24 protein-coding genes are annotated in these 24046 nt (G+C 66.7%); 15 read left to right on the top strand and 9 right to left on the bottom strand.

Annotated elements, in window-relative coordinates:
• The 4 genes from BoBH3_RS13305 to BoBH3_RS13290 all read right to left on the bottom strand — a co-directional run bounded on the left by BoBH3_RS13305 (window position 1) and on the right by BoBH3_RS13290 (window position 4209).
• Window positions 1–924 carry an ABC transporter permease subunit gene (locus BoBH3_RS13305; protein WP_262331302.1) on the bottom strand — a complete coding sequence of 308 codons (924 nt, stop codon included), beginning with the start codon at window positions 922–924 and terminating at the stop codon, window positions 1–3.
• Between the two features lie 459 nt (window positions 925–1383).
• Window positions 1384–2394: a 4-hydroxyproline epimerase gene (locus tag BoBH3_RS13300; RefSeq protein WP_262331301.1), complete on the bottom strand. Its 1011-nt coding sequence runs from the start codon at window positions 2392–2394 to the stop codon at window positions 1384–1386.
• Window positions 2391–2969 carry an AAA family ATPase gene (locus BoBH3_RS13295; protein ID WP_262331300.1) on the bottom strand — a complete coding sequence of 193 codons (579 nt, stop codon included), beginning with the start codon at window positions 2967–2969 and terminating at the stop codon, window positions 2391–2393. Before BoBH3_RS13295 ends, BoBH3_RS13300 begins: the two co-directional genes overlap by 4 nt.
• Window positions 2970–2976: 7 nt before the next feature.
• Window positions 2977–4209: an NAD(P)/FAD-dependent oxidoreductase gene (locus BoBH3_RS13290; RefSeq protein ID WP_262331299.1), complete on the bottom strand. Its 1233-nt coding sequence runs from the start codon at window positions 4207–4209 to the stop codon at window positions 2977–2979.
• Between the two features lie 108 nt (window positions 4210–4317).
• On the opposite strand from BoBH3_RS13290, the gene BoBH3_RS13285 reads away from it, so the two are divergent.
• The gene (locus BoBH3_RS13285) at window positions 4318–5007 is read left to right on the top strand and encodes a GntR family transcriptional regulator (RefSeq protein WP_262331298.1); all 690 of its coding nucleotides are present in this window, start codon (window positions 4318–4320) and stop codon (window positions 5005–5007) included.
• A 142-nt stretch (window positions 5008–5149) separates the two neighbouring features.
• Complete coding sequence (locus BoBH3_RS13280; protein WP_262331297.1) at window positions 5150–5668, top strand: flavin reductase family protein; 519 nt, start codon at window positions 5150–5152, stop codon at window positions 5666–5668.
• A 104-nt stretch (window positions 5669–5772) separates the two neighbouring features.
• Here BoBH3_RS13280 and BoBH3_RS13275 read toward each other — a convergent pair whose 3' ends face one another.
• Together BoBH3_RS13275 and BoBH3_RS13270 are read right to left on the bottom strand one after the other, a co-directional pair.
• The gene (locus BoBH3_RS13275) at window positions 5773–6201 is read right to left on the bottom strand and encodes an aconitase X swivel domain-containing protein (protein WP_262331296.1); all 429 of its coding nucleotides are present in this window, start codon (window positions 6199–6201) and stop codon (window positions 5773–5775) included.
• On the bottom strand, window positions 6192–7451 hold the full coding sequence (locus BoBH3_RS13270) for an aconitase X catalytic domain-containing protein (RefSeq protein WP_262331295.1): 1260 nt from the start codon (window positions 7449–7451) through the stop codon (window positions 6192–6194). Before BoBH3_RS13270 ends, BoBH3_RS13275 begins: the two co-directional genes overlap by 10 nt.
• Before the next feature lie 251 nt (window positions 7452–7702).
• Between BoBH3_RS13270 and BoBH3_RS13265 the strand changes: the two genes are divergently transcribed.
• Window positions 7703–8155, top strand: coding sequence for a CoxG family protein (locus tag BoBH3_RS13265; protein ID WP_262331294.1), 453 nt, complete (start codon window positions 7703–7705; stop codon window positions 8153–8155).
• A gap of 44 nt (window positions 8156–8199) precedes the next feature.
• On the opposite strand, the gene BoBH3_RS13260 is transcribed toward BoBH3_RS13265, so the two are convergent.
• Window positions 8200–9543 (bottom strand): methyl-accepting chemotaxis protein, encoded by a 1344-nt coding sequence (locus BoBH3_RS13260; protein ID WP_262331293.1) that lies wholly within the window; start codon window positions 9541–9543, stop codon window positions 8200–8202.
• A 330-nt stretch (window positions 9544–9873) separates the two neighbouring features.
• Here BoBH3_RS13260 and BoBH3_RS13255 point away from each other — a divergent pair, with 330 nt between their 5' ends.
• From BoBH3_RS13255 to BoBH3_RS13210, 10 genes are all read left to right on the top strand, one after another.
• The gene (locus BoBH3_RS13255) at window positions 9874–10386 is read left to right on the top strand and encodes a (2Fe-2S)-binding protein (protein ID WP_262331292.1); all 513 of its coding nucleotides are present in this window, start codon (window positions 9874–9876) and stop codon (window positions 10384–10386) included.
• Window positions 10387–10477: 91 nt separating this feature from the next.
• Window positions 10478–12841: a xanthine dehydrogenase family protein molybdopterin-binding subunit gene (locus BoBH3_RS13250; RefSeq protein ID WP_262331291.1), complete on the top strand. Its 2364-nt coding sequence runs from the start codon at window positions 10478–10480 to the stop codon at window positions 12839–12841.
• Between the two features lie 17 nt (window positions 12842–12858).
• Window positions 12859–13662, top strand: a complete 804-nt coding sequence (locus BoBH3_RS13245) for an FAD binding domain-containing protein (protein WP_262331290.1) — start codon at window positions 12859–12861, stop codon at window positions 13660–13662.
• A 120-nt stretch (window positions 13663–13782) separates the two neighbouring features.
• A complete protein-coding gene (locus BoBH3_RS13240) occupies window positions 13783–14697 on the top strand; it encodes an AAA family ATPase (RefSeq protein WP_262331289.1) in 915 nt (304 codons plus the stop codon).
• Between the two features lie 67 nt (window positions 14698–14764).
• A complete protein-coding gene (locus BoBH3_RS13235) occupies window positions 14765–15145 on the top strand; it encodes a nuclear transport factor 2 family protein (protein ID WP_262331288.1) in 381 nt (126 codons plus the stop codon).
• Window positions 15142–16341, top strand: a complete 1200-nt coding sequence (locus BoBH3_RS13230; RefSeq protein ID WP_262331287.1) for a vWA domain-containing protein — start codon at window positions 15142–15144, stop codon at window positions 16339–16341. The genes BoBH3_RS13235 and BoBH3_RS13230 overlap by 4 nt, the downstream gene beginning before the upstream one ends.
• A 154-nt stretch (window positions 16342–16495) precedes the next feature.
• Window positions 16496–16819: an XdhC family protein gene (locus BoBH3_RS13225; RefSeq protein WP_262331286.1), complete on the top strand. Its 324-nt coding sequence runs from the start codon at window positions 16496–16498 to the stop codon at window positions 16817–16819.
• Window position 16820: 1 nt separating this feature from the next.
• Window positions 16821–17450: a LysE family translocator gene (locus BoBH3_RS13220; protein ID WP_262331285.1), complete on the top strand. Its 630-nt coding sequence runs from the start codon at window positions 16821–16823 to the stop codon at window positions 17448–17450.
• A 5-nt stretch (window positions 17451–17455) separates the two neighbouring features.
• A complete protein-coding gene (locus BoBH3_RS13215) occupies window positions 17456–18148 on the top strand; it encodes an XdhC family protein (RefSeq protein WP_262331284.1) in 693 nt (230 codons plus the stop codon).
• Window positions 18149–18155: 7 nt separating this feature from the next.
• Complete coding sequence (locus BoBH3_RS13210) at window positions 18156–19757, top strand: NTP transferase domain-containing protein (RefSeq protein ID WP_262331283.1); 1602 nt, start codon at window positions 18156–18158, stop codon at window positions 19755–19757.
• A gap of 134 nt (window positions 19758–19891) precedes the next feature.
• Here the strand turns inward: BoBH3_RS13210 and bcsS are convergent, their stop codons facing one another.
• A complete protein-coding gene (gene bcsS / locus BoBH3_RS13205) occupies window positions 19892–20554 on the bottom strand; it encodes a cellulose biosynthesis protein BcsS (protein ID WP_262331282.1) in 663 nt (220 codons plus the stop codon).
• Between the two features lie 231 nt (window positions 20555–20785).
• Between bcsS and BoBH3_RS13200 the strand changes: the two genes are divergently transcribed.
• The gene (locus tag BoBH3_RS13200) at window positions 20786–21055 is read left to right on the top strand and encodes an usg protein (RefSeq protein WP_262331281.1); all 270 of its coding nucleotides are present in this window, start codon (window positions 20786–20788) and stop codon (window positions 21053–21055) included.
• A gap of 136 nt (window positions 21056–21191) precedes the next feature.
• The gene (locus BoBH3_RS13195; RefSeq protein WP_262331280.1) at window positions 21192–21791 is read left to right on the top strand and encodes an exopolysaccharide biosynthesis protein; all 600 of its coding nucleotides are present in this window, start codon (window positions 21192–21194) and stop codon (window positions 21789–21791) included.
• A gap of 6 nt (window positions 21792–21797) precedes the next feature.
• Here the strand turns inward: BoBH3_RS13195 and BoBH3_RS13190 are convergent, their stop codons facing one another.
• The gene (locus BoBH3_RS13190) at window positions 21798–24026 is read right to left on the bottom strand and encodes a putative bifunctional diguanylate cyclase/phosphodiesterase (RefSeq protein ID WP_262331279.1); all 2229 of its coding nucleotides are present in this window, start codon (window positions 24024–24026) and stop codon (window positions 21798–21800) included.
• Window positions 24027–24046 lie beyond the last annotated feature (20 nt).

Raw genomic sequence — 24046 nt, 5'->3', positions numbered from 1 at the left:
TCAGACCTTCTCGACCTCGGGCCGGCCCAGGATGCCGGATGGCATGAAGACCAGCACGATCGCCAGGATGCAGAAGGCGGCGACGTCCTTGTAGTCGATGGTGAAATAGGCCGACCACATGACCTCGATCAGGCCGATCAGCAGCCCGCCGATCACGGCGCCGGGCAGCGAGCCGATGCCGCCGAGGACGGCCGCAGTGAAGGCCTTGACGCCCGGCGTGAAGCCGTCGGCGAAGTTCACCACGCCGTAGAGGACGAGGTACATCACGCCGGCGACGGCAGCGAGGGCGGCGCCCATGACGAAGGTGATCGAGATGGTGCGATCGACGTCGATGCCGAGCAACGAGGCCATCTTCCGGTCCTGCTCACAGGCGCGCTGGGCGCGGCCGAGCGGCGTCTTCTGGACGATGTACCAGAAGGCGGCGAGCAGGATCGCCGTCGTGAAGATGATGACGATCTGCTTGTAGGAAATCTGGACCGAATAGGTCGTGCTTTCGATCAGCGTGATCGATTTGTTGAGCAGGGGCGGGATCGACTTGTTGCGCGGTCCCTGCACGACCTGCACGAAGTTCATCAGGAAGATCGACATGCCGATCGCCGAGATCAGGGGGGCGAGGCGGAAGGAGCCTCGCAGCGGCCGGTAGGCGACACGCTCGATCGCCCAGTTCCACAGCGAGGTGAAGAACATCGCCAGCCCCAACACCGCGATCAGCGCCAGCATGACCATGCCGGCGCCGGTGCCGACGACCGCCGTGATGAGCATGAAGAAGATCAGCGCGATGAAGGCGGAGAGCATGAAGATGTCGCCGTGGGCGAAGTTCACCATGCCGATGATGCCGAAGACCATCGTGTAGCCGATGGCGATGAGACCGTAGATCGATCCCAGTGTCAGCCCGTTGATGAGCTGCTGCAGGAAGACTTCCATTGACGACGCCGACCCCTCGAACCAGCTCCCGTTCTCGTCAACGGCATGACGCCGATGCATGCGGGATGCGATTGCCATGCAGAGCTACCAACGCCTTGCACCAGCGACAATCGCTCCGGGTCATTTTTCTGTCAAAAGCAATTCCGAACGAACTGCCTCGAAACTGTGCAGAATACTCTGCCAGGCAGCGCTCATTTCACGCATGATGATTGCGTTTTGCGCGGGTGATCCGGTCCTGTCGGGTTGTGGATTGCGCTCAGCACATGGCGAGTTGCGCCTTCCGTTCCCGCGGGCGGGAATAGGGCGCAGCCCACGCGCTGATGGATGAGGGCCTCGCGGTCTTCCCCGTCATGCTCGCTCTTTTGGCGAGCATCCACGCCTTGGGCGCCTCATCGATCAAGGAAGAAAGCCGTGGATGGTCGGGACAAGCCCGACCATGACGTTGGACAGGCGGCGCGCTCAGGCCTTGTCCGTCACCAGGAAGCCGTGCGCCAGGGGGTCGCGGTCGTCGATGAAGATGGTGTTGTAGCCGGTCATGCGGGCCCAGCCCTCGATCGAGGGGATGATCGCGTCGTGGTTGCCGACCTTCGCCGCCGCCTCGACCCGGCCTCGGAACATCGTCCCGATGATGCTCTCGTGGACGAAGTCGTCGCCGACCTTGAGCTTCCCCTTGGCGGCCCATTGGGCCATGCGCGAGGAGGTGCCGGTGCCGCAGGGCGAGCGGTCGATCGCCTTGTCGCCGTAGAAGACCGCATTTCGAGCGTGGGCTTCGGGCTTGGTTGCGGCCCCGGTCCAGAGGATGTGCGAGAGGCCGTTGATCGCCGGGTTCTCCGGGTGGACGAACTCGTATTTCGCATTAAGCGCGGCGCGCAGCTTGGGGCTCCAGCGCTGGATGTCCGAGGGGTTGATGTCGGCCACGTCCGAGAAAGCGGGCTGCGGATCGACGATCGCGTAGAAGTTGCCGCCGTAGGCGACGTCGACGGTAACCTCGCCGAGCTCGTCGATCTCCGCGCTAAGGCCGGTGGCGTGCAGGTAGGAGGCGATGTTGGTGATGCGGACCGCGTCGACATAATCGCCATTGCGGGTGTAGCGCGCTGTGACGAGGCCGGCGGGTGTGTCGATCTTGAGAACGCCTTCTTCACGCGGCTTCACCAGCCCGCGCTCCAGCGCCATGGTCACGGTGCCGATGGTGCCGTGGCCGCACATCGGCAGGCAGCCGGAGGTTTCGATGAAGAGGAAGGCGATGTCGGCATCGTCCCGCGTCGGCGGGTACAGAATCGAGCCGGACATGACGTCATGGCCGCGCGGTTCGAACATCAAGCCGGTGCGGATCCAGTCATATTCAGCGAGGAAATGCGCACGCTTCTCGATCATGTTGGCGCCTTTGAGCTGCGGAGCACCGCCCGCGACCATACGCACCGGATTGCCGCAGGTATGTCCGTCGACGCAGAAGAAAGTGTGTGTGGTCATGATGTTGGGCTCGGGGGCTTCGGATCTGATTCAAGCGCCGTGGCGATGTGCCGGCTGAGTATGCCGGCGGCCTCGGCAGGCGAGAGTTCGGAGACGTCAAGCTCGACCAATGGCAGGCCGGTGGCGCGCAGGAGCCGGTGATTGGCGCGCAGCGCGGCGAGGATCTTTGGGTTGGTCAGCTTGTGCCGTTCGGAGCGACCGACGGCCGTGAGGCGCTCGAGATTGCGTTCGGCATCGATGTCCAGCACCACCGCGACGAGGGGCGCCGCGCGGTCGCCTGCAAGCTGGCGATACTCGTCGAAGACGGCGACGTCATGCGCGTCTTCGGAGAGGGCATCGGTGAAGAGCAGGGCCGTCTGCGGCTGCATGCGGCGCAGATGGTCGAAGACCGCGGCGCGCAGGGAGCGCCGCAGCGAATGATGCAGCGGGTCGCGCCGGTCGAAGAGCGCATGGGCCGGGTCGAGGATGCTGTGGTTGTCGAGCAGCCGCGCGTCGAGCAGGCGAGCGAGTTCGCGCGCTATGGTCAGCTTTCCGGTTCCCGGCCAGCCGTTGATATGGACGATAGGGCCTGCCATGGCCGTATCAGAACCGCTTCGGGCTGAACGGCGCAAGATCGATGGCAGGCTCGCGGCCGGCGACGAGTGCGGCAACGAGATCGGCGGTCGCGTGGGACTGCGTCATGCCGTAGTGGCCATGGCCGAAGGCGTAGAGGACGTTGGGGTTGCGGCTGGCCCTGCCGATGACCGGCAGTGAATCGGGCAGCGAGGGGCGGAAGCCCATCCAGAGCCGGCCGCTCTCGAAGGGCGGGAGCCCGTCGATCAGGCTGGACGCCTTGTCGTAGAGCCGGCGCGTGCGCGCATGATTGGGCGGGGCATGCAGGCCGGCGAATTCGACCGCGCCGCCGATGCGGAAGCCTGAATCGAGGGGCGTGGCGACGAAGCCGTGCCCCTCGAAGGAGACGGGGCGGGCGAGGATGCCGGAGACATCCGGGAAGCTGACATTGTAGCCGCGCTCGGTGTCGAGCGGCACGGCGTCGCCCATCGCAGCCGCAAGCGGCTTGGCCCAGGCGCCGGCCGCGACCACGACACGGTCGGCGACGCGCTGCCAGCCGTCACGTCCGATGAGGGCAGGGCGGTCGCCCAGCGAGATGTTGCTCACCTCCGCCTTCTCGAAGACGGCGCCCCTCGCCAGAGCCGCCTCGAACAGCGCGAGCGTCAGCTGGTGCGGATCGCTGATATGGGCGGTGTCGGGATGCCAGGCCGCCCCGGCGAAGCGGGGCTTCAGGGCGGGCTCGAGCTCGCGCAGGGCGTCGGGACCGATGATCTCGACCCGGATGCCGAAGGAAGCCTGGCGCTTCGCAATCGACCGCGCGCCTTCCAGGACGTCGGTGTCGCCAAAGACGTAGAGGCCGCCATTATGATGGATGTGGCGGGTGAGGCCGGTTTTTTCGGCGCGCGCCTGCCAAGCGGGCAGGGCGCGTTGCTGGAGGGCGCCGAGCCCAGCGATCGAGCGCTCATAGGCATGGGGACGGGCGGCGAGGACGAAGCGGACGAGCCAGGGCAGGAGCTTCGGCAGATAGGCCGGGCGGATGCTGAGCGGGCCTAGCGGATCGGCCAGGAACTTCGGAACCTGCCGCAGGATCTTGGGGCTCGCGATCGGGAGAATGTCGGTATGCGCGATCCAGCCGGCATTGCCGCGCGAGGGGCCGAAGGCCGGCTCCCGACTCTCGACCAGCAGCACCTCGTGCCCCTCGTCGAGGAGCGCGTGAGCGACGGCAACCCCGACGATGCCAGCCCCGACGACCGCGACCTTCATGACAGGGACGATACCTCAATCTGCCGAGCAATTACCCAGCTTGATATATCTCAATTGATATATCAAGCTGGCTGAAGAGATGGTTGCCGCTGTGCGGACGGAGGGAGCATGAGCCGGAAGGGCGCGGCCGATCCGGTAAGGGCAGGCGATGGGGCGGGCACGGCCGGCCACAGCCTCGCCGAGATCGCCTATCGCCGGCTGGAAGAAGCGATCGTGACGCTCTCGCTGCCGCCTGGCGGGACGCTGACAGAAGCGCAGCTCATAGAACTCGTCGGATTGGGCCGCACGCCCGTGCGCGAGGCTTTGATCCGACTGGCGCAACACGGCATGGTCGAAATCCTGCCGCGCAAGGGCATCCTTGTCGCCGACATCAACGCCATCGACATCATGGCCGCGCTCGACGCGCGTCAGGTGCTGGAGCGGCTGGTCGTCAAGGAAGCCGCGTTGCGGGCCAGCCCGTCGGAGCGGATCGCCATCGTCGAGGCCTCACGGGAAATGCGGCTGGCGGCCGACTCGGGCGATGCGACTGCGTTCATGCGCGTCGACAAGGAGCTCGATGCCGCCGTGGCGGCGGCCGCGCGCAGCCCCTATGCGACGCGGGCTGTCGAGCCGCTGCAGGTCCTGATCCGCCGCGCCTGGTATCATTTCGAGCGCCGGGACGATTTGGGGCCGTCGGCGCTCCATCACGGAGCTCTGGCACAGGCGATTGGAGCTGCCGATCCGGAGGCCGCCGCGGCGGCCAGCGACACGCTTATGCTGCATTTGCGCAAGGGGCTGCTCGCCGTCGTGACAAGTTGAACGTCGATCTCGGGCAAATTGATATATCAGTGGGATATTGCAGTGCCGTGTTCGCGGCCGGTGGCCGCTGGCATTCGCCGCTGCGAGCCTCTACATGGTCGGATAAGCTGCGGAAGCCCGCCGACGTAGTCCGATCGAGCCGATGACCAAGACCGTTCACCCTCTGCCGCCGGTGCCCGAGCGCCCGGAGCCGCCCGCGTTTCGCGATGCGATGGCGCAGGTCGTCAGTGCCGTCCATGTCGTGACGACGCTGGGCCCTGCAGGGCGAACGGGGTTGACCGCGACGGCCGTGGCCTCTGTGTCGGACACGCCGCCGACCGTGCTGGCCTGCATCGCCAGGTCGAGCCGGACGCTGGCCGCCATCGAGGCGAGCGGCATCTTCTGCATCAACACCTTGCCCGGCGACGGCGCCGATCTCGCCGAGATCTTCGCCAGCCGGCGCGGCATCAATGGCGAGGCCCGTTTCGCGACGGCGCCCTGGGGCCAGCTTGCGACCGGTGCGCCGGTTCTACTCGATGCTGTGGCTGCCTTCGACTGCCGGCTCGTCGCGACGCATGACATCGCCAGCCATCGCATCCTCATCGGCGAGGTCGTCGGCCTCGGCGGGACGGGGCAGGGCGGCGGCCTGATCTATCGCCAGCGGGTTTTCGGGGCGGTCTAGGGGCCGGGCGTCATGGTCGGGCTTGACCCGACCATCTCTGAAACCAGCGCGCTCTGATCATGAGATTCTCGGGGCAAGCCCAAGAATGACGCCTGATGAATCGCTCACTCCGCCCGGATTACACCTTCCGCCGAGATCGAAAGCCTCTTCCCCGCGAGCTGCTTCTGCTCTGTCGCCGGCAGCCGATAGGCGGGTGGGGTCGGCCAGCCCATTTCGCGGGCGACGACGAGGCCGAGCAGCAGGATGGCGTCGGGTGCGTCCATCAGCAGCGCCGCCGGCGCCCGTCCGGCATGGACCAGCTCCAGCAGCACGGCTGAAGCCGAGGACGAGCCGATCGTGCCGGGAAGGGCGAGGATCGTCCCGGCAATGTCGCGGCCACGCTCGGGGTGGCGCGCATCGATGATGAGGCCGCTGCGGGGATCGACGCCGCCCCAGAAGCTGATCGGCGCTGTCAGAGCCAGGCACTCGCCGCCTATCGGGCCGCCGGGCAGGAGGATTTCAGCTTTCAGCTCCCACGTTGCCTTCAACGCCATGCCCGGGGCTCCCTGACGAGGCGGCCTGCCACGGCGCTCTCGACGCATTCGCCGAGCGAGCCGTAGGTCACCGCATAGCCGGTGTTGCCCGGTGCGTAATGGGCGAACTTGCCGGAGTTGGTCATCAGCACCGCACCCTCAAGCTCAGGGAGAATTGGCGTGACGACGATGCAGGTGTCGACGACGAAGACGATTCCGGCCTCTTCCAGCGCTCGCCTGCGGCCCTGCGCCTCCAACGGGCCGACGACGTGCCGGCCGGTATTGGCATAGAGCGGGATCTTCAGGCGCCGCCCCGCCATGCGCTGCTCGACCTCGTCGATCTCCGCCAGCGACAGATGCGGCGAGCCGACGGCGACCGCATCGACGCGCTCGGTCTCCCCCGCGGTCGACAGCCGGGCGAGGGCGGCTTCCACATCGGAGGCGGTGAGCGTGATGCGTTCGCGCGGTGGGGCGCCTCCGAGCGCGGTTGCCGCATCAGGCGCCTCCGGCGTCACGCCGGCGACGTGGAAGAGGCCGACGCCACCGGCCGAGGCCGCCGCGGCGCCCAGCGCCTTGAGCCTATCCTCAGTGGTGCAGCCCTGCAGGCCTTCGATCACGGCGACGGCGCCGCCGGCTGCGCGGCCGAGGATCGTGCCGAGCACGGGATAGAAGACGTCGCTGCGGCGCAGGCCCGGCGAGAGACCGCTCAGATCGATCAGCAGCGTTGCGAGACGGTTCTCGGGCCGATGCAGGCCGTAATCCGGCGCGCGGCCGGCGATGGCGCAGGCGATATCGAGGAAATCGCCATAGCGGTTGGTGCGCGCGCCGAGGACGGAATTGCAGAACACGACAGCATTCGACTCGCCCCAGGCGACATCCGTGCCCAGCGCAGGGCGGTGTCCGGCCTGATAGGGCGCGCAGGTCCAGCTCGGCTCGCAGCCCATCGCCTCATAGGCGCGCATCATGCGGCGCGCCATGTCCCGTTCATGCGGGGGCAGGCGGATCGCGGCGCAGCCGGCGGGCGCGAGCGAACCGACATTGAGGCTCGCACGCACTGCCACGCGGGCACCGCCCTCCACCAGCTTCTCGGCGAAGAGCGTGCCGGAATCGCCATGGTAGAGCGCGCCGTCGATATGGGCGGAGGCGACGGGAATCAGACGCGGCGCCCCCATCAGGCGGGCCGACTCGGCGACGATCCGCATCGCCATGGCCGCGCCTTCGCCGCTTTCCCCCGCCGCGGCGGCGCGTTCCTCGGCGGTGAGATCGAGCATCGGGTCTCCTTAGATCATCGCGCGTCCTATCGGACGCGATCACGATGATCGGCCACATTGATATCGCATCGGATTCTCCCGAAAAGTGGATTCCACTTTTCGGTCCGATGCTATAGCCGGCCGCATGAGACCGGGGCGCTTCCCCTCTTGTGCCGGCGGAAGCTTTGCGATCATGGATAGGGAATTGGATAGCCTTCGAGCCGCGCCGGCTGCAACCCGCGCCGTGCGGCCCTTCAGTGCGGGAGATGCCCATGGCGATGACGATGACGGGCGAGGCCACGCTGCCGGCCGCCAAGGAAGTGGTCTGGGCCAAGCTGAACGACCCCGAGGTGCTTAAGGCCTGCATCCCCGGTTGCGAGCAGCTCACCAAGGACGACGATACGCATTTGTCGGCGGTCGTTAAGGTCAAGCTCGGCCCGGTGAAGGCGACCTTCAAGGGAAAGGTCGAGCTCAGCGAAATCGACCCGCCGAATGGCTATCGCATCTCGGGCGAGGGCGAGGGTGGCATCGCGGGCTTCGCCAAGGGCGGGGCCAGGGTGGCCCTGAGTGACGCCGAGGGCGGCCAGACCCTGCTGCGCTACGATGTCGAGGCGCAGGTCGGCGGCAAGCTGATGCAACTCGGCGCGCGGTTGATCGATTCGGTCTCCAAGAAACTCGCCGACGAGTTCTTCGCCAATTTCGCCAAAGCGGTCAGCGAAGGCTGAGCCGCGTCTGCTCGCAACGGCCCGTCAGTAAGGGCTGAGTGCGCTCACGACGCCCGGCGCAGCGCGTCGAGGGCGTTGCCGACCGCGGCTTCGGCCGAGCCGACCTGAAGGGCGATGTCGGCAGCGGCTGCGTTCGCCCGCTCGAGCGCCATCTGGGTGCTGGTCAGGCTGTCGTTGACGGCGTTGGCGCTTTCGATCGCTGCATCGGAGGAGTCGGCCACCAGGGCGGCATCGTGAGCGATCATGGCCGTGACACGGCTCTGCTGCATCACGGCCTCCGAGATCGCCTCCGAATCGAGGCGGATGGCATCGACGGTCGCGGCGATGGCGGTTGCATGGCCACCACAGGCCTCGGTGCTGGCGGCGAGGTCGGCGATCTGGCCGCCGATGTCCTGCGTGGCACTGGCGGTCTGCGTCGCCAGCGATTTGACCTCCGCCGCGACGACGGCGAAGCCACGGCCGGCCTCACCCGCGCGGGCGGCCTCGATCGTGGCGTTGAGCGCCAGCAGGTTGGTCTGCGCCGCGATATCCGCGATCATGCCGACGACCTTGCCGATGCTGCCGGTCACCTCGCGCAGCCTGACGATTGCGTCGTTCATCTGCCCGGCATCGAGCACGGCCTGATGCGTGATCGTCAGGCTCTGCCGTGCACGCTGGCCGATGTCGGCGATGTTGGCGGACATTTCTTCCGTGGCCTGGGCCGTCTGCGCCGATTTTTCGCGCACGACGATCGAAGCGTTGGCGACCTTGCCGACGGTGTCCTTGATGAAATGCGTGGCGCGGCTGGTCTCGTCGGCGGTGGAGACGAACTGCTCGACGGCGCCGCTGATCCTCGAATCGAGCGTGCCGATCCGCGACTTCAGCATATGAGCGGCGGCGTCGAACGCTTCGCTGCGATGCCTCGCTTCGGCCGCCTCGAGCGCCTGGTCCAGCGTGATCGCGGTATTGATGTCCATGACGAGCACGTGCTCGACGATCTGCATGTCCTTGGCGAAACGGCGACGGAACACAAGAGAACTCAAGCGGGATTTCGTCGCGATGACCCTGAACAAGGCGGCCGCAATTGAAACGCGGGAGCGCGTGCCGACCTTGACCAAGCGCTCCAGCGTACACACCCGCTCCATCGACTTGACGTATGGCTCGTCGAAATCTCCCTCGAAGATCAATCTGAAATGCTGTTCGGTCGCTTCGCGCAGTTCATCTGTCAGCGACGCAAGCTGGTCCTTCAATCCAGTATGGATCTGGCGCCCGTAAGCGAATGACTCGGCGACGATGTCCTTGATGACGAGATTGACATCAATGCGATAGGACCGCAGCGCGCTGCGCTCCCGCGCGCCGTAACCTGTCGAGCGCAGGCGTCGCTCGACCTGATCGGGAATCGACGTCAACGACCGGCCTCCGCGCCGACAAAAGCGCTCTGTCGAGCCGGATGACTCTAGGGCAGCTCTGTTAAAATTCCGGCAACGGGACCCCGGCACGGCCTTCTCGGCACCAATCGGGTCGCCGATGCGGCGAAATCGGCCAGAAACAACGCCAAACGGCCGGTCTCATCCCGCCGTCTCTAGCTTGACCCCGCAAAACTGCGGGTCCACATTCGATTTTGAGCTTTTCCAAGGAAGGGCTGCCCGATGGGGCGGCGCATTCCGAAAGGGCTCGACCCGGCCGAAACCCAGGGAGGGCGGACGGGGGGATGGAGACGGGTCACAGGAGATGTGCTCATGACCACTGTTTCGCTGACAGTGAACGGCAAAGCCGTCACCGCCAATATCGATCCGCGCACCCTTCTGGTGCAGTTCCTGCGAGAGAATCTCCGACTGACCGGCACGCATGTCGGCTGCGACACCAGCCAGTGCGGCGCCTGCCTCGTCCATCTCGACGGCAAGGCGGTGAAGGCCTGTACGCTGCTCGCCGTCTCGGTGGACGGCGCCAACGTCACCACCATCGAGGGGCTGGCCCAGGACGGCAAGCTGCACCCGATGCAGGAGGCCTTCCGCGAGCATCACGGCCTGCAATGCGGCTTCTGCACACCGGGCATGATCATGTCGGCCGTCGATATGGTGAACCGGCGCGGCTACGAACTCGACGAGAAGACGATCCGCGAGGATCTCGACGGCAATATCTGCCGCTGCACGGGCTACCACAACATCGTCAAGGCGATCGCGGCCGGCGCCGAGGCCATGGCCGGCGGCTCTCTGAAGGACCGCGAGCCTCCTCGCCACGCGGCCGAGTGAGGCCGCGAATCCCGCGTGCCTGAGCAGCTTTTCGAACCAGGTTCCATGCAGTGAGGCGCCCGCCAGAGGCGCCGTGCGAGGGAGGAACATCATGTCCGCAACCGGAATCGGCGCCGCAGTCCGCCGCAAGGAAGATCATCGTTTCATCACGGGGCAGGGTCGCTACACCGACGACGTGAATCGTCCGGGGCAGGCCCACGCCTATTTCCTGCGCTCGCCCCATGCGCATGCAACGCTCAAATCGGTCGATACAAAGGCCGCCGCCGCCATGCCGGGCGTGCTCGGCGTCTTCACGGGGGCCGATCTCGCCACCGACAAGATCGGCGGGCTGATCTGCGGCTGGATGATCCACAACAAGGACGGCTCGCCGATGCGCGCCGGCCCGCATCCGGCGCTGGCGCAGGGCAAGGTGCGCTATGTCGGCGACCATGTCGCCGTCGTCGTGGCCGAGACGCTGGCGCAGGCGAAGGATGCGGCCGAGGCGATCGTCGTCGACTACCAGGAACTGCCGGCCGTGGTCGACACGGGCACGGCCGCAGGTGCCAAGACCGTCGTCCATGACGAGGCGCCGGACAATACGGTGTTCAACTGGCATCTGGGTGACAAGGACGCGACCGAGAAGGCGTTCAAGGCGGCCAAGCACATCACGAAACTCGACCTCGTCAACAACCGGCTCGTGCCCAACGCGATGGAGCCGCGCGCCGCGGTCGGCGACTACGATGCGGGCGAGGGCGTCTTCACGCTCTTCACCACGAGCCAGAACCCGCATGTGGCGCGGCTCGTGCTCTCGGCTTTCATCGGCATCGCGCCGGAGAACAAGCTCAGGGTGATCGCGCCTGATGTCGGCGGCGGCTTCGGCTCCAAGATCTTCATCTATGCAGAGGAGACGGTCTGCGTCTGGGCGGCGAAGAAGGTCGGGCGGCCGGTGAAATGGACCGCGGACCGCACCGAGGCCTTCCTGTCCGACGCGCATGGCCGCGACCATGTCACCCATGCCGAACTCGCGACCGACGCCGAGGGCAAGATCCTTGGGCTCAAGGTCCACACCACCGCCAATCTCGGCGCCTATCTGTCGACCTTCTCCTCGTCGGTGCCGACCTATCTCTACGCGCCGCTGCTCTCCGGCCAGTACGACATCCCGGCGATCTATTGCGAGGTCGACGCGGTCTACACCAACACCGCGCCGGTCGATGCCTATCGCGGCGCGGGCCGGCCGGAGGCTACGTTCGTGGTCGAGCGGCTGATCGAGGTCACGGCCCGGCAGCTCGGCAAGGACCCCGCCAAGTTCCGGCTGCAGAACTACATCCGGAAATTCCCGCACCAGACGCCGGTCATCATGGCCTATGACACCGGCAACTATGCCGCTTCCATGAAGAAGGCGCTGGAGATCATCGACTACAAGGGCTTCGGCAAGCGCAAGCGCGACTCCGCGCGGGCCGGCAAGCTGCGCGGCATCGGGTTCTCCTCCTATATCGAGGCCTGCGGCATCGCCCCTTCGGCGGCGGTGGGTTCGCTCGGCGCGGGCGTCGGCCTGTGGGAATCGGCAGAGGTGCGGGTCAATCCGATTGGCACCGTCGAGGTGCTGACCGGCTCGCACAGCCACGGGCAGGGCCATGAAACCACCTTCGCCCAGCTCGTCTCGGACCGGCTCGGCATCCCGATCGACAATGTCTCGATCATCCATGGCGACACCGACAAGGTGCAGATGGGCATGGGCACCTATGGCTCGCGCTCCGGCGCGGTGGGCATGTCGGCGATCTACAAGGCGATCGACAAGGTGATCGCCAAGGGCAAGAAGGTCGCGGCCTATGTGCTGGAGGCCGACGAGGCCGATATCGATTTCTCCGACGGCAATTTCACGGTGAAGGGCACGGACCGGAAGCTCGATTTCGGCTCCTGCGCGCTGCAGGCCTATGTCGCCCACAAGTTCAACGGGCAGGAGCTGGAGCCGGGGTTGAAGGAGGGGGCGTTCTATGACCCGACCAACTTCACCTTCCCGGCCGGCGTCCATATCTGTGAACTTGAGATCGACCCGCAGACCGGTGTGACCTCGATCGAACGCTGGGCGGCGGTGGATGATTTCGGCGTCGTCATCAACCCGATGATCGTCGAGGGGCAGGTCCATGGCGGTATCGCCCAGGGCGTCGGCCAGGCGCTGCTGGAAGGCGCGCGCTACAATGGCGATGGGCAGCTCGTGACCGCGAGCTTCATGGACTACACCATGCCGCGCGCGGACGATCTGCCATCCTTCGATGTCGGCATGACGGTGACGCCCTGCCCGTCGAACCCGCTTGGCATCAAGGGCTGCGGGGAGGCCGGCGCCATCGCCTCGCCGCCCGCCGTCATCAACGCCATCACCGACGCGCTCGGCCATGAGGACATCGCGATGCCGGCCACGCCGCAGGCGGTGTGGCGCGCGGCGCAGAAGTCGATCAGCCGCATGGCGGCAGAGTGAGCTGAAAGGAAGAGCACATGTACGCCTTCACCTATCACAAGCCCACGAGCGCCCGGCAGGCGGTGACGCTGCTCGCCAAGAAGGAGGACGCCAAGCTGCTCGCCGGCGGCCACACCCTGCTGCCGACGATGAAGCAGCGGCTGGCCTCGCCTACCGCGCTCGTCGATCTCGGCGCCTGCGCCGATCTCAAGGGCATCGCCGCAAAGGGCCGCAACATCGTCATCGGCGCGATGACGACCCATGCCGAGGTCGCCGATTCCGCCGTGGTCCAGGCGGCGATCCCGGCGCTCGCCTATCTCGCCAGCCATATCGGCGATCCGCATGTGCGCCATCGCGGCACGATCGGCGGCTCGGTCGCGAACAACGACCCGGCGGCGGACTATCCCGCGGCGCTGCTGGCGTTGGGGGCCACCGTCATCACCAACAAGCGCAAGCTCACGGCGGAAGAGTTCTTCACCGGGCTCTACGAGACGGCGCTGGAGGAGGGCGAGATCGTCACCAAGGTCTCCTTCCCGCTGGTCTCCAAGGCGGGTTACGCCAAGTTCCGCAACCCGGCCTCGCGCTATGCGATGGTCGGCGTCTTCGTCGCCAAGCGCGGATCGGAAGTCCGCGTCGCGGTGACCGGGGCAGGCGAGGGCGGCGTGTTCCGCTGGCCGGAGGCCGAGGCTGCGCTCAAGGTCCGCTTCTCGCCGAAGTCGCTCGAAGGCTTCAAGCATGGCTCGAAGGGCATCAACGGCGACATCCATGCCGACCCGGAATATCGCGCCCATCTGATCGGCGTGATGACCAGGCAGGCCGTCGCGCAGGCGACCGGGAAGTAAGTCTCCGGCGCATGGAAGGGACGTCATGGCCGGGCTTGACCCGGCCATCTCTTCCACGCCTAGCTCATGGCTCATTCCCAAGAGATGCCCGAGTCAAGCCCGGGCATGACGTGTGTCCTGATGTCCTCTCCCGTTCCGACCTCCATCGACGCCACGCTCGCCCTGCTGCAGGCGCAGGGTTATGTCTCCGACCGCGCGCTGGCGACGGTGCTCTTCCTGGCGCTCAGGATGAAGCGGCCGCTGCTGCTGGAGGGCGAGGCCGGCACCGGCAAGACCGAGATCGCCAAGGTGCTGGCGGCAGGCCTCGGGCGGCGGCTGATCCGGCTGCAATGCTATGAGGGGCTCGATCTCTCCTCGGCCGTCTACGAATGGAACTATGCCGGGCAGATGATGGCGATCCGCCTCGCCGAGGCGGGCGGGGCCGCGGCAGACCGCGAGCGGCTGGAAGCCGGCATCTTCTCCGAGAAATATCTGGTGAAGCGGCCGCTTCTGCAGGCGCTGGAGCCGCAGGAGGGCGGGGCGCCGATCCTGCTGATCGACGAGCTCGACCGTACGGATGAGGCCTTCGAGGCCTTCCTGCTCGAAGTGCTGGCCGATGCGCAGGTGACGATTCCCGAGCTTGGGACGATCAAGGCGGCTGAGCCGCCGATCGTGATCCTGACCTCGAACCGCACGCGCGAGATTCACGACGCGCTGAAGCGGCGCTGCCTCTATCATTGGGTCGGCTATCCCGACGCGCCGCGCGAACTCGCCATCCTGAAGGCCAAGGTGCCGGATGCGCCGGCCAAGCTCTCAAAGCAGGTCGTTGGCTTCGTGCAGGCGATCCGCAAGGAGGAGCTGTTCAAGGCGCCGGGCGTGGCCGAGACGCTCGACTGGGCGACGGCGCTGGTCGAGCTCGACGCCGTGGCGCTCGACCCGGCCATCGTCTCCGATACGCTGGGCGCGCTGCTCAAATATCAGGACGACATCCAGGCGATGCAGGGCTCGAAGGTGCGGGAGCTTTTGGAGCAGATCAAGGCGGACACCAGACTCTGACGATAGGTCATAAGGCGGGCGGCTCGAGGGCCGTGCCTAAATGACCCGGGAACAGGACGATCGAGCGATGAACAACGACATCAAGGCCATCGAGGCCGTGACGCGCACCTATCTTGACGGGCTCTATGAGGGCGACGTCGCCAAGCTGGCTCACGCCTTCCATCCGACCAGCGCGCTGACCACGGTCAAGGACGACGGCCTGATCCAGATCGTGCCGCGCGAGCAATGGCTGGACGCTGTGCGCAACCGGCCGTCGCCGAAGGCGGCCGGGATGGCGCGGGAGGATCATATCCTGACCATCGACCTGGTCGGGCCGACGCTGGCTCTGGTGAAGGTCAAATGCCAGATGCCGCCGCGCTACTTCACCGATCTGCTCTCGTTCCTGAAAGTCGAGAGCCAGTGGCAGATCGTGCAGAAGGTCTTCATGACCGATACGGCCGGAGCGTGACCGGCAAGCTCGCCGAGAACGTCGCCTATTTCGCGCGCGCCCTGCGCGCGGCGGGGCTGCCCGTGGGGCCGGGCGCGGTGGTCGAGGCGGTCGAGGCTCTTGCCGAAGGGGCGCTCGGCGGGCGCGACGACATCTATTGGGCGCTGCATGCGATCTTCGTGAAGAAGCATGAGGACAGCGCGGTCTATGATCAGGCCTTCCGGCTGTTCTGGCGCCGGCGCAACCTGATCGAGAAGATCATGGCGCAGATGTCGCCGGTCTCGCCCGGCGCCGACAGCCAGCCTGAGAAGGCCGAGGCTGGGGCGCTGCGCGTCGCGGAGGCCTTCCAGCCGCCTCCGCGCGAGGAGGAGCCTCCGGCCGAGCTCACGGAGCTGACCGCGCGTCTCACGGTTTCCGACCGCGAGACGCTGCAATCGCGCGACTTTGCCCAGATGACGGCGACAGAGATCGCCCGCGCCAAGCAGCTCATCGCGGAGCTGCGACTGCCGGACGACAGCGTTCCGACGCGGCGTTTCATCGCTGCGACGCGGGGCCTGCGCATCGATCCGCGCCGCACCTTCCGCCGTTCGCTCAGGGGTGGGGGCGGCTCGATCGACCTCGCCTTCCGCGAGCGGCGCGAGGTGCATCCGCCGATCGTCGCGCTCGTCGATATTTCGGGCTCGATGGCGGAATATTCGCGCATCTTCCTGCATTTCCTGCATGCGCTGACCGAGAGGCGGCGCCGCGTGCATTCCTTCGTCTTCGGCACGCGGCTCACGAATGTCTCGCGCATGCTGAAGGCGCGCGATCCGGACGAGGCGCTCGCGCTCGCCGGCAAGGCTGCGCCGGACTGGGAGGGTGGCACGCGGATCTCGACGGCACTGCACGAGTTCAACCGTGTCTGGTCGCGCCGGGTGCTGCCGGGCGGGGCGGTTGTGCTGCTCTTCACCGACGGGCTGGAGCGGCATCTCGACGACAGCCTCGGTTTCGAGATGGACCGTCTCCAGCGCTCCTGCCGCAAGCTCGTCTGGCTCAATCCGCTTTTGCGCTACGACGCCTTCGCGGCGCGCGCCAGCGGGATCAAGGCGATGCTGCCGCATGTCGACAGCTTCCGCCCGATCCACAACCTCGCGGCGATGACCGATCTCTGCGCCGCCCTTTCGCACGACGCAGGGCGGGAGAGCGATCCGCGCCTGTGGTTGAAGAAGGCGGGTTGAGGCATGATGTTTACCGCCAGCAACAGCGGTGATCGTCATTGCGAGGAGCGCAGCAATCCAGGGGGCTGGGTTGGATACTTCCGCCCAGCCCCCTGGATTGCTTCGCTCCGCTCGCAATGACGGCTATCATCCATTAGCAAGCGGAGCTTCGACCATGATCAGCACGGACACCGACATCCTGCGTGCGGCCGAGGAGTGGAGCCGCTCCGGGCGGCAGGTCGCGGTCGCGACGGTGGTCGAGACCTGGGGCTCGGCGCCGCGCCCGGTCGGCTCTCATCTCGTCATCGATGCGGATGGCAATTTCGTCGGCTCGGTCTCGGGCGGCTGCGTCGAGGGCGCGGTCGTGACGGAGGCCGCCGACGTGATCGCCGACGGCAAGGCGCGCATGCTCGAATTTGGCGTCGCCGACGAGACGGCCTGGAAGGTTGGGCTTTCCTGCGGCGGGCGGATCAAGGTCTATGTGGAGAAGGTGAGCTGACATGCCCTCCTGGGAGACGCTTGTCGCTTTCGCGACGGTCACGATGCTCGTTGCTTATTTTCCGGGGCCTGCGCTGCTCTACACTGCCGCCCAGACGATCAGCCATGGCCGCAAGGCCGGGCTGATGGCCATGCTCGGCATCCATCTCGGCTGCTATCTGCATGTCTTCGCCGCGGCTTTCGGCCTTTCGGCCGTGTTCAAGCATGTGCCGGAGCTCTATATGGCGGTGAAGATCGCCGGCTCGCTCTACCTGATCTGGATCGGCATCGGCATGATCCGCTCGCGCATGGTCACGACCGATCAGCCGCTTGCGCCGCACAAGACGGTGAAGCGCGCGCTGGTCGATTCCTTCATCGTCGAGGTGCTGAATCCGAAGGTCGCGTTGTTCTTCATCGCGCTGCTGCCGCAGTTCGTTGATCCAGCGGCGTCGCTGCCGGTCTGGGCGCAGTTCCTGATCCTCGGTACCATCGTGAACTTCGTGTTCTCCTCGGCCGATCTCATCACGGTGCTCGGCGCCTCCGCCATCGTCGGCGCGATGAAGAAGAGGGGCGCGAGCTTCGCCTTCGGCCGCTGGCTTGGCGGCTCGCTGATGATCGGGCTCGGCCTCAAGCTCGCGACCGACAAGGGCTGACCGCTATGGATCTTTCCGTTCTCGCGACGCTCAACGCCGAGCGCGAGGCCCGGCGGGCGACCGTGCTGGTGACGGATATCGCCGCCGGTACGCAGCGCCTCGTGAAGCAGCAGGACATCACCGCCGATCCGCTGTCGGAACTGCTCGAAAAGCAGCTCCGCATGGGCAAGAGCGGCATGGTCGAGGCGGCGGGCCAAGCCTGGTTCCTGACGGTGCAGGCGCCGCATCCGCGCGTGGTCGTGACCGGCGCGGTGCATATCTCGCAGGCGATGGCGCCGATGGCGAAGACGCTCGATCTCGACCTTGTCATCATCGATCCGCGCACCGCCTTCGCCACGCCGGAGCGCTTCCCGGAGGTGACGCTGCTGCCGGAATGGCCGGAGGAGGTGATCCCGCGCATCGGCCTCGACGGCTACACCGCCTTCGTCGCACTGACGCATGATCCGAAGATCGACGATCCTGGGCTCGATGCGGCGCTGCGCTCGAACTGCTTCTATATCGGCGCGCTCGGCAGCCGGAAGACGCATGCGAAGCGTGTCGAGCGGCTGACGGCGGCGGGCTTCGATGAAGAGGCCATCGCGCGCATCCACGCGCCCATCGGCCTCGACATCGGCGCCGTCTCGCCGGCCGAGATCGCACTGTCGATCCTCGCCGAGATCGTCAACACGCTGCGCGGCCCGCGCCGCAAGCCGGCCTGAGGCGACCATGAAGTTCGGACCGGTCGCCATCACCGAGGCGGTGGGTTGCATCGCGGCGCACAGCATCCGCGCCGGTGCGACTATCGTGAAGAAGGGCGCGACCGTGACGGCTGAACTCGCCGCCGGGCTGAAAGCGGCCGGCATCACCGAGATCGTCGCGGTTCGGCTCGAGCCGGACGATATCGGTGAGAACGAGGCGGCGAAGCAGCTCGCCGCCCGGATGACCGGAGAGGCGATCAGGGCCGAGGTGCCCTTCACCGGCCGGGTCAATCTCTTTTCGACCGCTGCGGGCGTCCTGAAGGTCGACGTGGCGGCGATCGACGCCTTCAACGCGATCGACGAGGCGATCACGGTCGCGACGCTGCCAGCACTCAAGGCGGTGGTGGCGGGCGAACTCGTCGCCACGGTCAAGATCATCCCCTATGCGGTGCCGGCGGCGCAGGTCGCCGAGGCGCTCGCAGCACTCGGACCGGACTCGCCGATCGCGGTCGCGCCCTACAAGCCCTCGCGAGTGGCCGTGATCTCGACGCTGCTGCCGGGGCTGAAGCCGAGCGTGGTCGACAAGACGTTGCGCATCATGGAGGAGCGGCTGGCGCCGGCCGAGGCGGTTCTCTCTTCCGACCGGCGCGTGCCGCACGAGCCGGAGCCGCTCGCGGCGGCGATCGCCGCCGAGGCGAAGGCGGAGGCCGACATCATCGTCGTCTTCGGCGCTTCCGCCATTACCGACCGGCGCGACGTCATCCCGCAGGCGCTGGTGGAGGCCGGCGGCACGGTCGAGCATCTCGGCATGCCGGTGGATCCGGGCAATCTCCTGATGCTCGGACGGCTTGGGGGCAGGCCGGTGATCGGTGCACCGGGCTGCGCCCGTTCGCCCAAGGAGAACAGTTTCGACTGGGTGCTGCAGCGCAGCCTCGCCCGCATCCCGGTCGGCAAGGCCGATGTCCAGCGCATGGGCGTCGGTGGGCTGCTGATGGAGATCGTTTCCCGACCGCAACCGCGCACGCCGGGGCATGAGGGTAGCGGGGCGGTCGCCGGCATCGTGCTGGCCGCCGGGCAATCGACGCGGATGGGCGCGCGCAACAAGCTCACCCAGCCGCTGCGCGGCAAGCCGATCCTGCGCCATGCCGTCGAGGCGCAGCTGGAAGCCGGACTCTTCCCCGTCATCGTCGTCACGGGCCACGAGCGGGCGGCCGTCGAGGCGGCGCTGGCGGAGTTGCCGGTCAGGATCGTTCACAACCCCGATTATGCGTCGGGGCTTGCCGGTTCGCTCAAGGTGGGCGTCGCCTCTTTGCCGCCGGATGCGCCTGGCGCCGTGGTCTCGCTCGGCGACATGCCGAATGTGACTCCAAAGGTGATCGGTGGGCTCGTCGAGGCTTTGAAGCGTCAGCCGGAAATGCTTGCCGTCGTGCCGACATTGTTCGGCCAGCGCGGCAATCCGGTTCTGCTGGCGCGGGAGATATTCCCGGCCGTTTCGCTGCTGACGGGCGACCGCGGCGCGCGCCGCCTGCTCGACGAGGCCGGTGAGCGCGTCGTCGAGGTGTCCTTCGAGGATCCCTCGATCGCCATCGACGTCGATACGCCGGAAGCGCTCAAGGCGCTGCAGGGGTAGGCGGATCAGGGCGCTCTCCAGCGTCATTGCGAGGAGCGAAGCGACGAAGCAATCCAGGAGGACCGGGCGAGCGGTGCGGCCCAGGCCTCCTGGATTGCTTCGCTGCGCTCGCAACGGCGATGCGGGGACACGCGTCAGCGAAGCCAGTGTAGGCCGAGCGTGCCGTAAGCCTCTGACGGGCGGTCGCTCGTCGTCTGCCAGCCGCCGGAAAGACGCCATTCGACGCCGAGCAGGCGCAGGCCTGTGAGATGCAGGCCGAGCCGGAGCTTGCTGTAGTCGCGCTCGCGATAGGCCTCCAGCTCCGGCCCGAGATAGAAACCCATCGGCGTCTGCCAGCCGTGCGCGACGCGACCCCAGAGCCGGCCGTTGATCGAGGAGGCGTAAGCGCTGGCCTGGAGCATCATGCCCTCGGCCGGCGTCATCCAGAGATCGCCCTGGAGGCGTGCGCCGTAGCGCGTCGACACACATGAGCAGAAGGGCCCGATCCGCTGCTCGCTTTCGGCATCGGAACCTGCGTAGACCGCAAGGAAGGTGTCGCCGATGCGCCACTCATAGCCGAGCATGGACTGGCTCTCGGCCTTGTACGTGGTGCCGTGCGGCTTGTGCACGCGCGTATCCTCGCGCGAGCCACCCGCCTTCAGGAGCAGCCGGAAGCCGCTTTGAGCCAACCCACCGCCGATGGCGCGCTTCATGCCGACGGCCGCGAAGCTCTTCGTCGGCCCGGCCTCCATCGAGCCGAAGATGACCATGGAGATAGGGGAGGGCTCGGTTTCCTCCGCCTCTTCGGCCAAAGCCATGGGGGAGTGAGCGGCGGCGACGACCATCGCCAGCCCGGCCAGACCGGACCTTCTCCACCCATACGCCACGCACGCCCCCCAGCGCCGGCCATGCCAACGAGCCCGCAGGCCCCGACATGTCTTGGGATTTCAGCAGTTTGGCGTTAGACTTGCAAGCTTTCGTTAACCAAGCAGGAGCAGCCTCAGCATATCCGGCAAAGCTTTCATTCCGTGACGGGAGAGGAGGTTTCGATGGTCTCGACAGACTTCATCAAGCAGCTGGAGGGCTACGGGCTGACCACGGCGACAATCCTGTACCGGATGCCGGATCACCTCAGCGTCCTGCAGACCTATATCTGGCAGCAATACGACCTGGCGCCACGCTTTCCGGTGCTGCACGATTTCCTGGAGTTCTGGAAGCGGGAGCTCGACGGGCCGCTTCATTCCGTGACGGTCGCCCATTCGCGGCTGATCCGCCCGGCGGAAATCCGCAGCCTGAACGGTGTGCTGACGCTGCACTGAGGTCTGGCTCCCGCCGCGACTGCCGCGGGGCGCCGGTCCCGAGCCCCGGACATCTTACGCCTGCGCCGGGCGCGCTTGTTGGTAGCTGTCCGGGCGTGCTAGGCGGGCGCTCCTGTTTCGGCTCGATCTGGCTCCCTTGTCATCGTCCCTGCGCACCTCCGGACTTCTGACGGCGCTCGCCGGCCTTCCCGGAGAGCGGCTCGCGGTCGGGACCATCATGGCCGCGCTGCAGGACAGGGCCTATGCGCTGCTGGTCGTCCTCCTCGGCCTGCCGAACTGCCTGCCGATGCCGCCGCCGATCCCGCTTGTCTGCGGTTTCGTGCTCGCCTTCGTGGCCTTGCAGATGCTGATGGGCCGCCGCATCCCATGGCTGCCGCAGGCGCTGCTGAAGCGCAGCATCGGAAAGCCGGAACTCAGCCGCGCCATCGGGAGGGCGCTGCCCGCGTTGACATGGCTGGAGCGCTTCTCGAAGCCGCGCCTGACCATGCTCGGCGGGTCCTATGCCGTTCCGATCCTCGGGCTTGTCATCCTGGTGCTGGCGCTGGGCCTGATCGTCGCGGCGCCCTTCATCGGGCAGATCCCACTCGGCCTCGCGGTGTGCCTCGTCGGGCTCGGGCTCGTCGAGCGCGATGGCGTATTGATCATCGTGGGAGCGGTCTTCGGCGCGGCAGGGCTCTTGCTCAGCGCGGGCTTCGCCTACGCGATCTTCAGCGGCATCCAGGAACTGTTCTTCTAGGTCGCTTCAGGCTGCCGAGAGCACTTCGGCGAAGGGGTTCTCCACCGAGAGCAGGCGGTCGATCTGCTCGGCCGGAACGCCGCGGGAGAAGAGGAAGCCCTGGAGTTCGTGGCAGCCGATCGCCTGCAGGAAGCGGTGCTGCTCGGCGGTCTCGACGCCCTCGGCGCAGACACGCAGGCCGAGCGCCCGGCCGAGATGCGCCATCGAATGCACGAGGATGGCGGATTCGCCCGTCGCCTCCATATATTCGAGGAAGGAGCGGTCGATCTTGATCTTGTCGAAGGCGAAGCGGCGCAGATAGATCAAGCTCGAATAGCCGGTGCCGAAATCATCCAGCGCCAGGCCGACGCCATGGGCGCGAATGTCCATCATCGCGGCCTCCGCCGCATCCGCATCCTCGATCAGGACGCCTTCGGTGAGCTCCAGCTCCAGCCGCGTCGGGTCGAAATCGGTTTCCTGGATGATGCGGATGACGTTTGCGACGAAATCCTTGTGGCGGAACTGGATCGGCGAGACGTTGACGGCCAGCCGCACGCCTTCCCAGCGCTTCGCCTCAGTGCAGGCGCGACGCAGCACCCATTCGCTCAGCGGCACGATCAGGCCGCGTTCCTCCGCGATGGCGATGAAGTCCGAGGGCGGGATCATGCCGTGCTCGGGATGCGGCCAGCGCACCAGCGCCTCGACGCCGACGATGGTCGAGCCATCGACCGAGACCTGCGGCTGATAGTGCAGGGTCAGCTCGTCGTTCTCGATGGCGCGACGCAGGTCGTCCTCGACCATCCGCTTGAGTTGCAGCGAGCGGTTCATCTGCGGCTCGAAGAAGGAATAGCGGTTGCGGCCGCCATTCTTGGCTTCGTAGAGAGCGGTGTCGGCGAGCTTGAGCAGGGTCAGGCGGTTCGTGGCGTCACGAGGGGCCATGGCGATGCCGATCGAGCAGCCGATCGTGACCTCGACGTCCATGACGATGAACGGCTCGGTCAGGCAGGCGAGGATGCACTCGCCGAGGGCAGCGCAACCGGCTGGCGTCGCCACATGCGTCCTGATGATGCCGAACTCGTCGCCGCCCAGGCGCGCGACCGTATCGCCAGGCTGTATCGCACTGGACAGGCGCGACGCGACCTGACGGATCAGCTCGTCGCCGGCGTTGTGTCCATAGGTGTCGTTGACGGCCTTGAAGCGGTCGAGGTCGATCAGCATGACCGCGAGTGACGAGTCGTTGCGTTCGAGCTCGGCGAGGCTCTGGTCGAGCGTCAGGTCGAAACTGCGGCGGTTGGGAAGCAGGGAAAGCTCGTCCTGGCCGGCGAGCCGCTGAATCTGCCGCTCGCGCAGTTCGATCTGCTCGGCGGCAGAGCGCAGCCGCTGGACGACGAAGACGAGTATCGCGGAGAACAGCAGGGCGACGAGAATCAGCGCCCAGAGGAAGCGGTGCAGCATGGCATCGCCCGGACGCGCCGGGGACCAGGTCAGCCAGCCGCCGACAGTGCCGTCCGGAGACCGCAGCGCCAGCGCCGAGGACGGATCGGCCGGAGCCGACGGGCCGAAGCGGATGTCGGCGACCTGATAGCGTTCGGCCAGCTCCGTGAGGAGGCTGGCCGTGATGTGCCGATAGGCCATGAGCCAAATCGGTTCGCCTACGTTCGCGATGTCGATCGGTGCGAGGCGCGAGAGGTCGGTGACCGTCAGCAGCACGCTCTCGCCGTCGTCGTTGAACATCATCGTGCGTGTCGGCCCGGTCTGGGGCAAGGCCTCCCCGCCGATCACGACCGAGACGGCGGAGCTCTTTGCGCCATGCAGGAAGACGTCCAGATGCCGATGCCCTTCGGGCCTTTCCGCGCCGACCGGCACCGTATTCTCGATGCTCGCGAAAACCGTCCCGTTCATCGAGACGATATGCGCGCCGTCGAATTCAAGCATCTGGCTGCGCAGGCGCTTGAGAGCATCCTGCAACGTCTGGTGCTGCTTGGGCTGATGGAGCGCGTCGGTGAAATCGCCGCCGGCCGCCAAACCTTCGAGCCTGAGCTCATTCAGCCTGATTTGTCCGTTGAAGGCCGCCTCGATGCGCTCAGTCTGGCGCTGGGCCTCGAGGCGGTTCGCCTCGCGCGTCAAGGCGATCACGACTGCGACGCCTGCCGCCATCAATACGACGAACGCGAAGCCGAGGGTCACCACCGTGCTCGCGAACATGCGAGCGGAGGAACCCGCGTTCGTCATCTTCGCGGCAAAAGGTTGCGACATCGGTTATCCAAGGCAATACC

Origin of the sequence: Allobosea sp. BH3 (assembly GCF_025499465.1) — a bacterium.
Classification (GTDB): Bacteria; Pseudomonadota; Alphaproteobacteria; order Rhizobiales; family Beijerinckiaceae; genus Allobosea.
The sequence above is the reverse complement of the archived record's forward strand: the minus strand, read 5'-3'. Positions and strand labels throughout refer to the sequence as shown.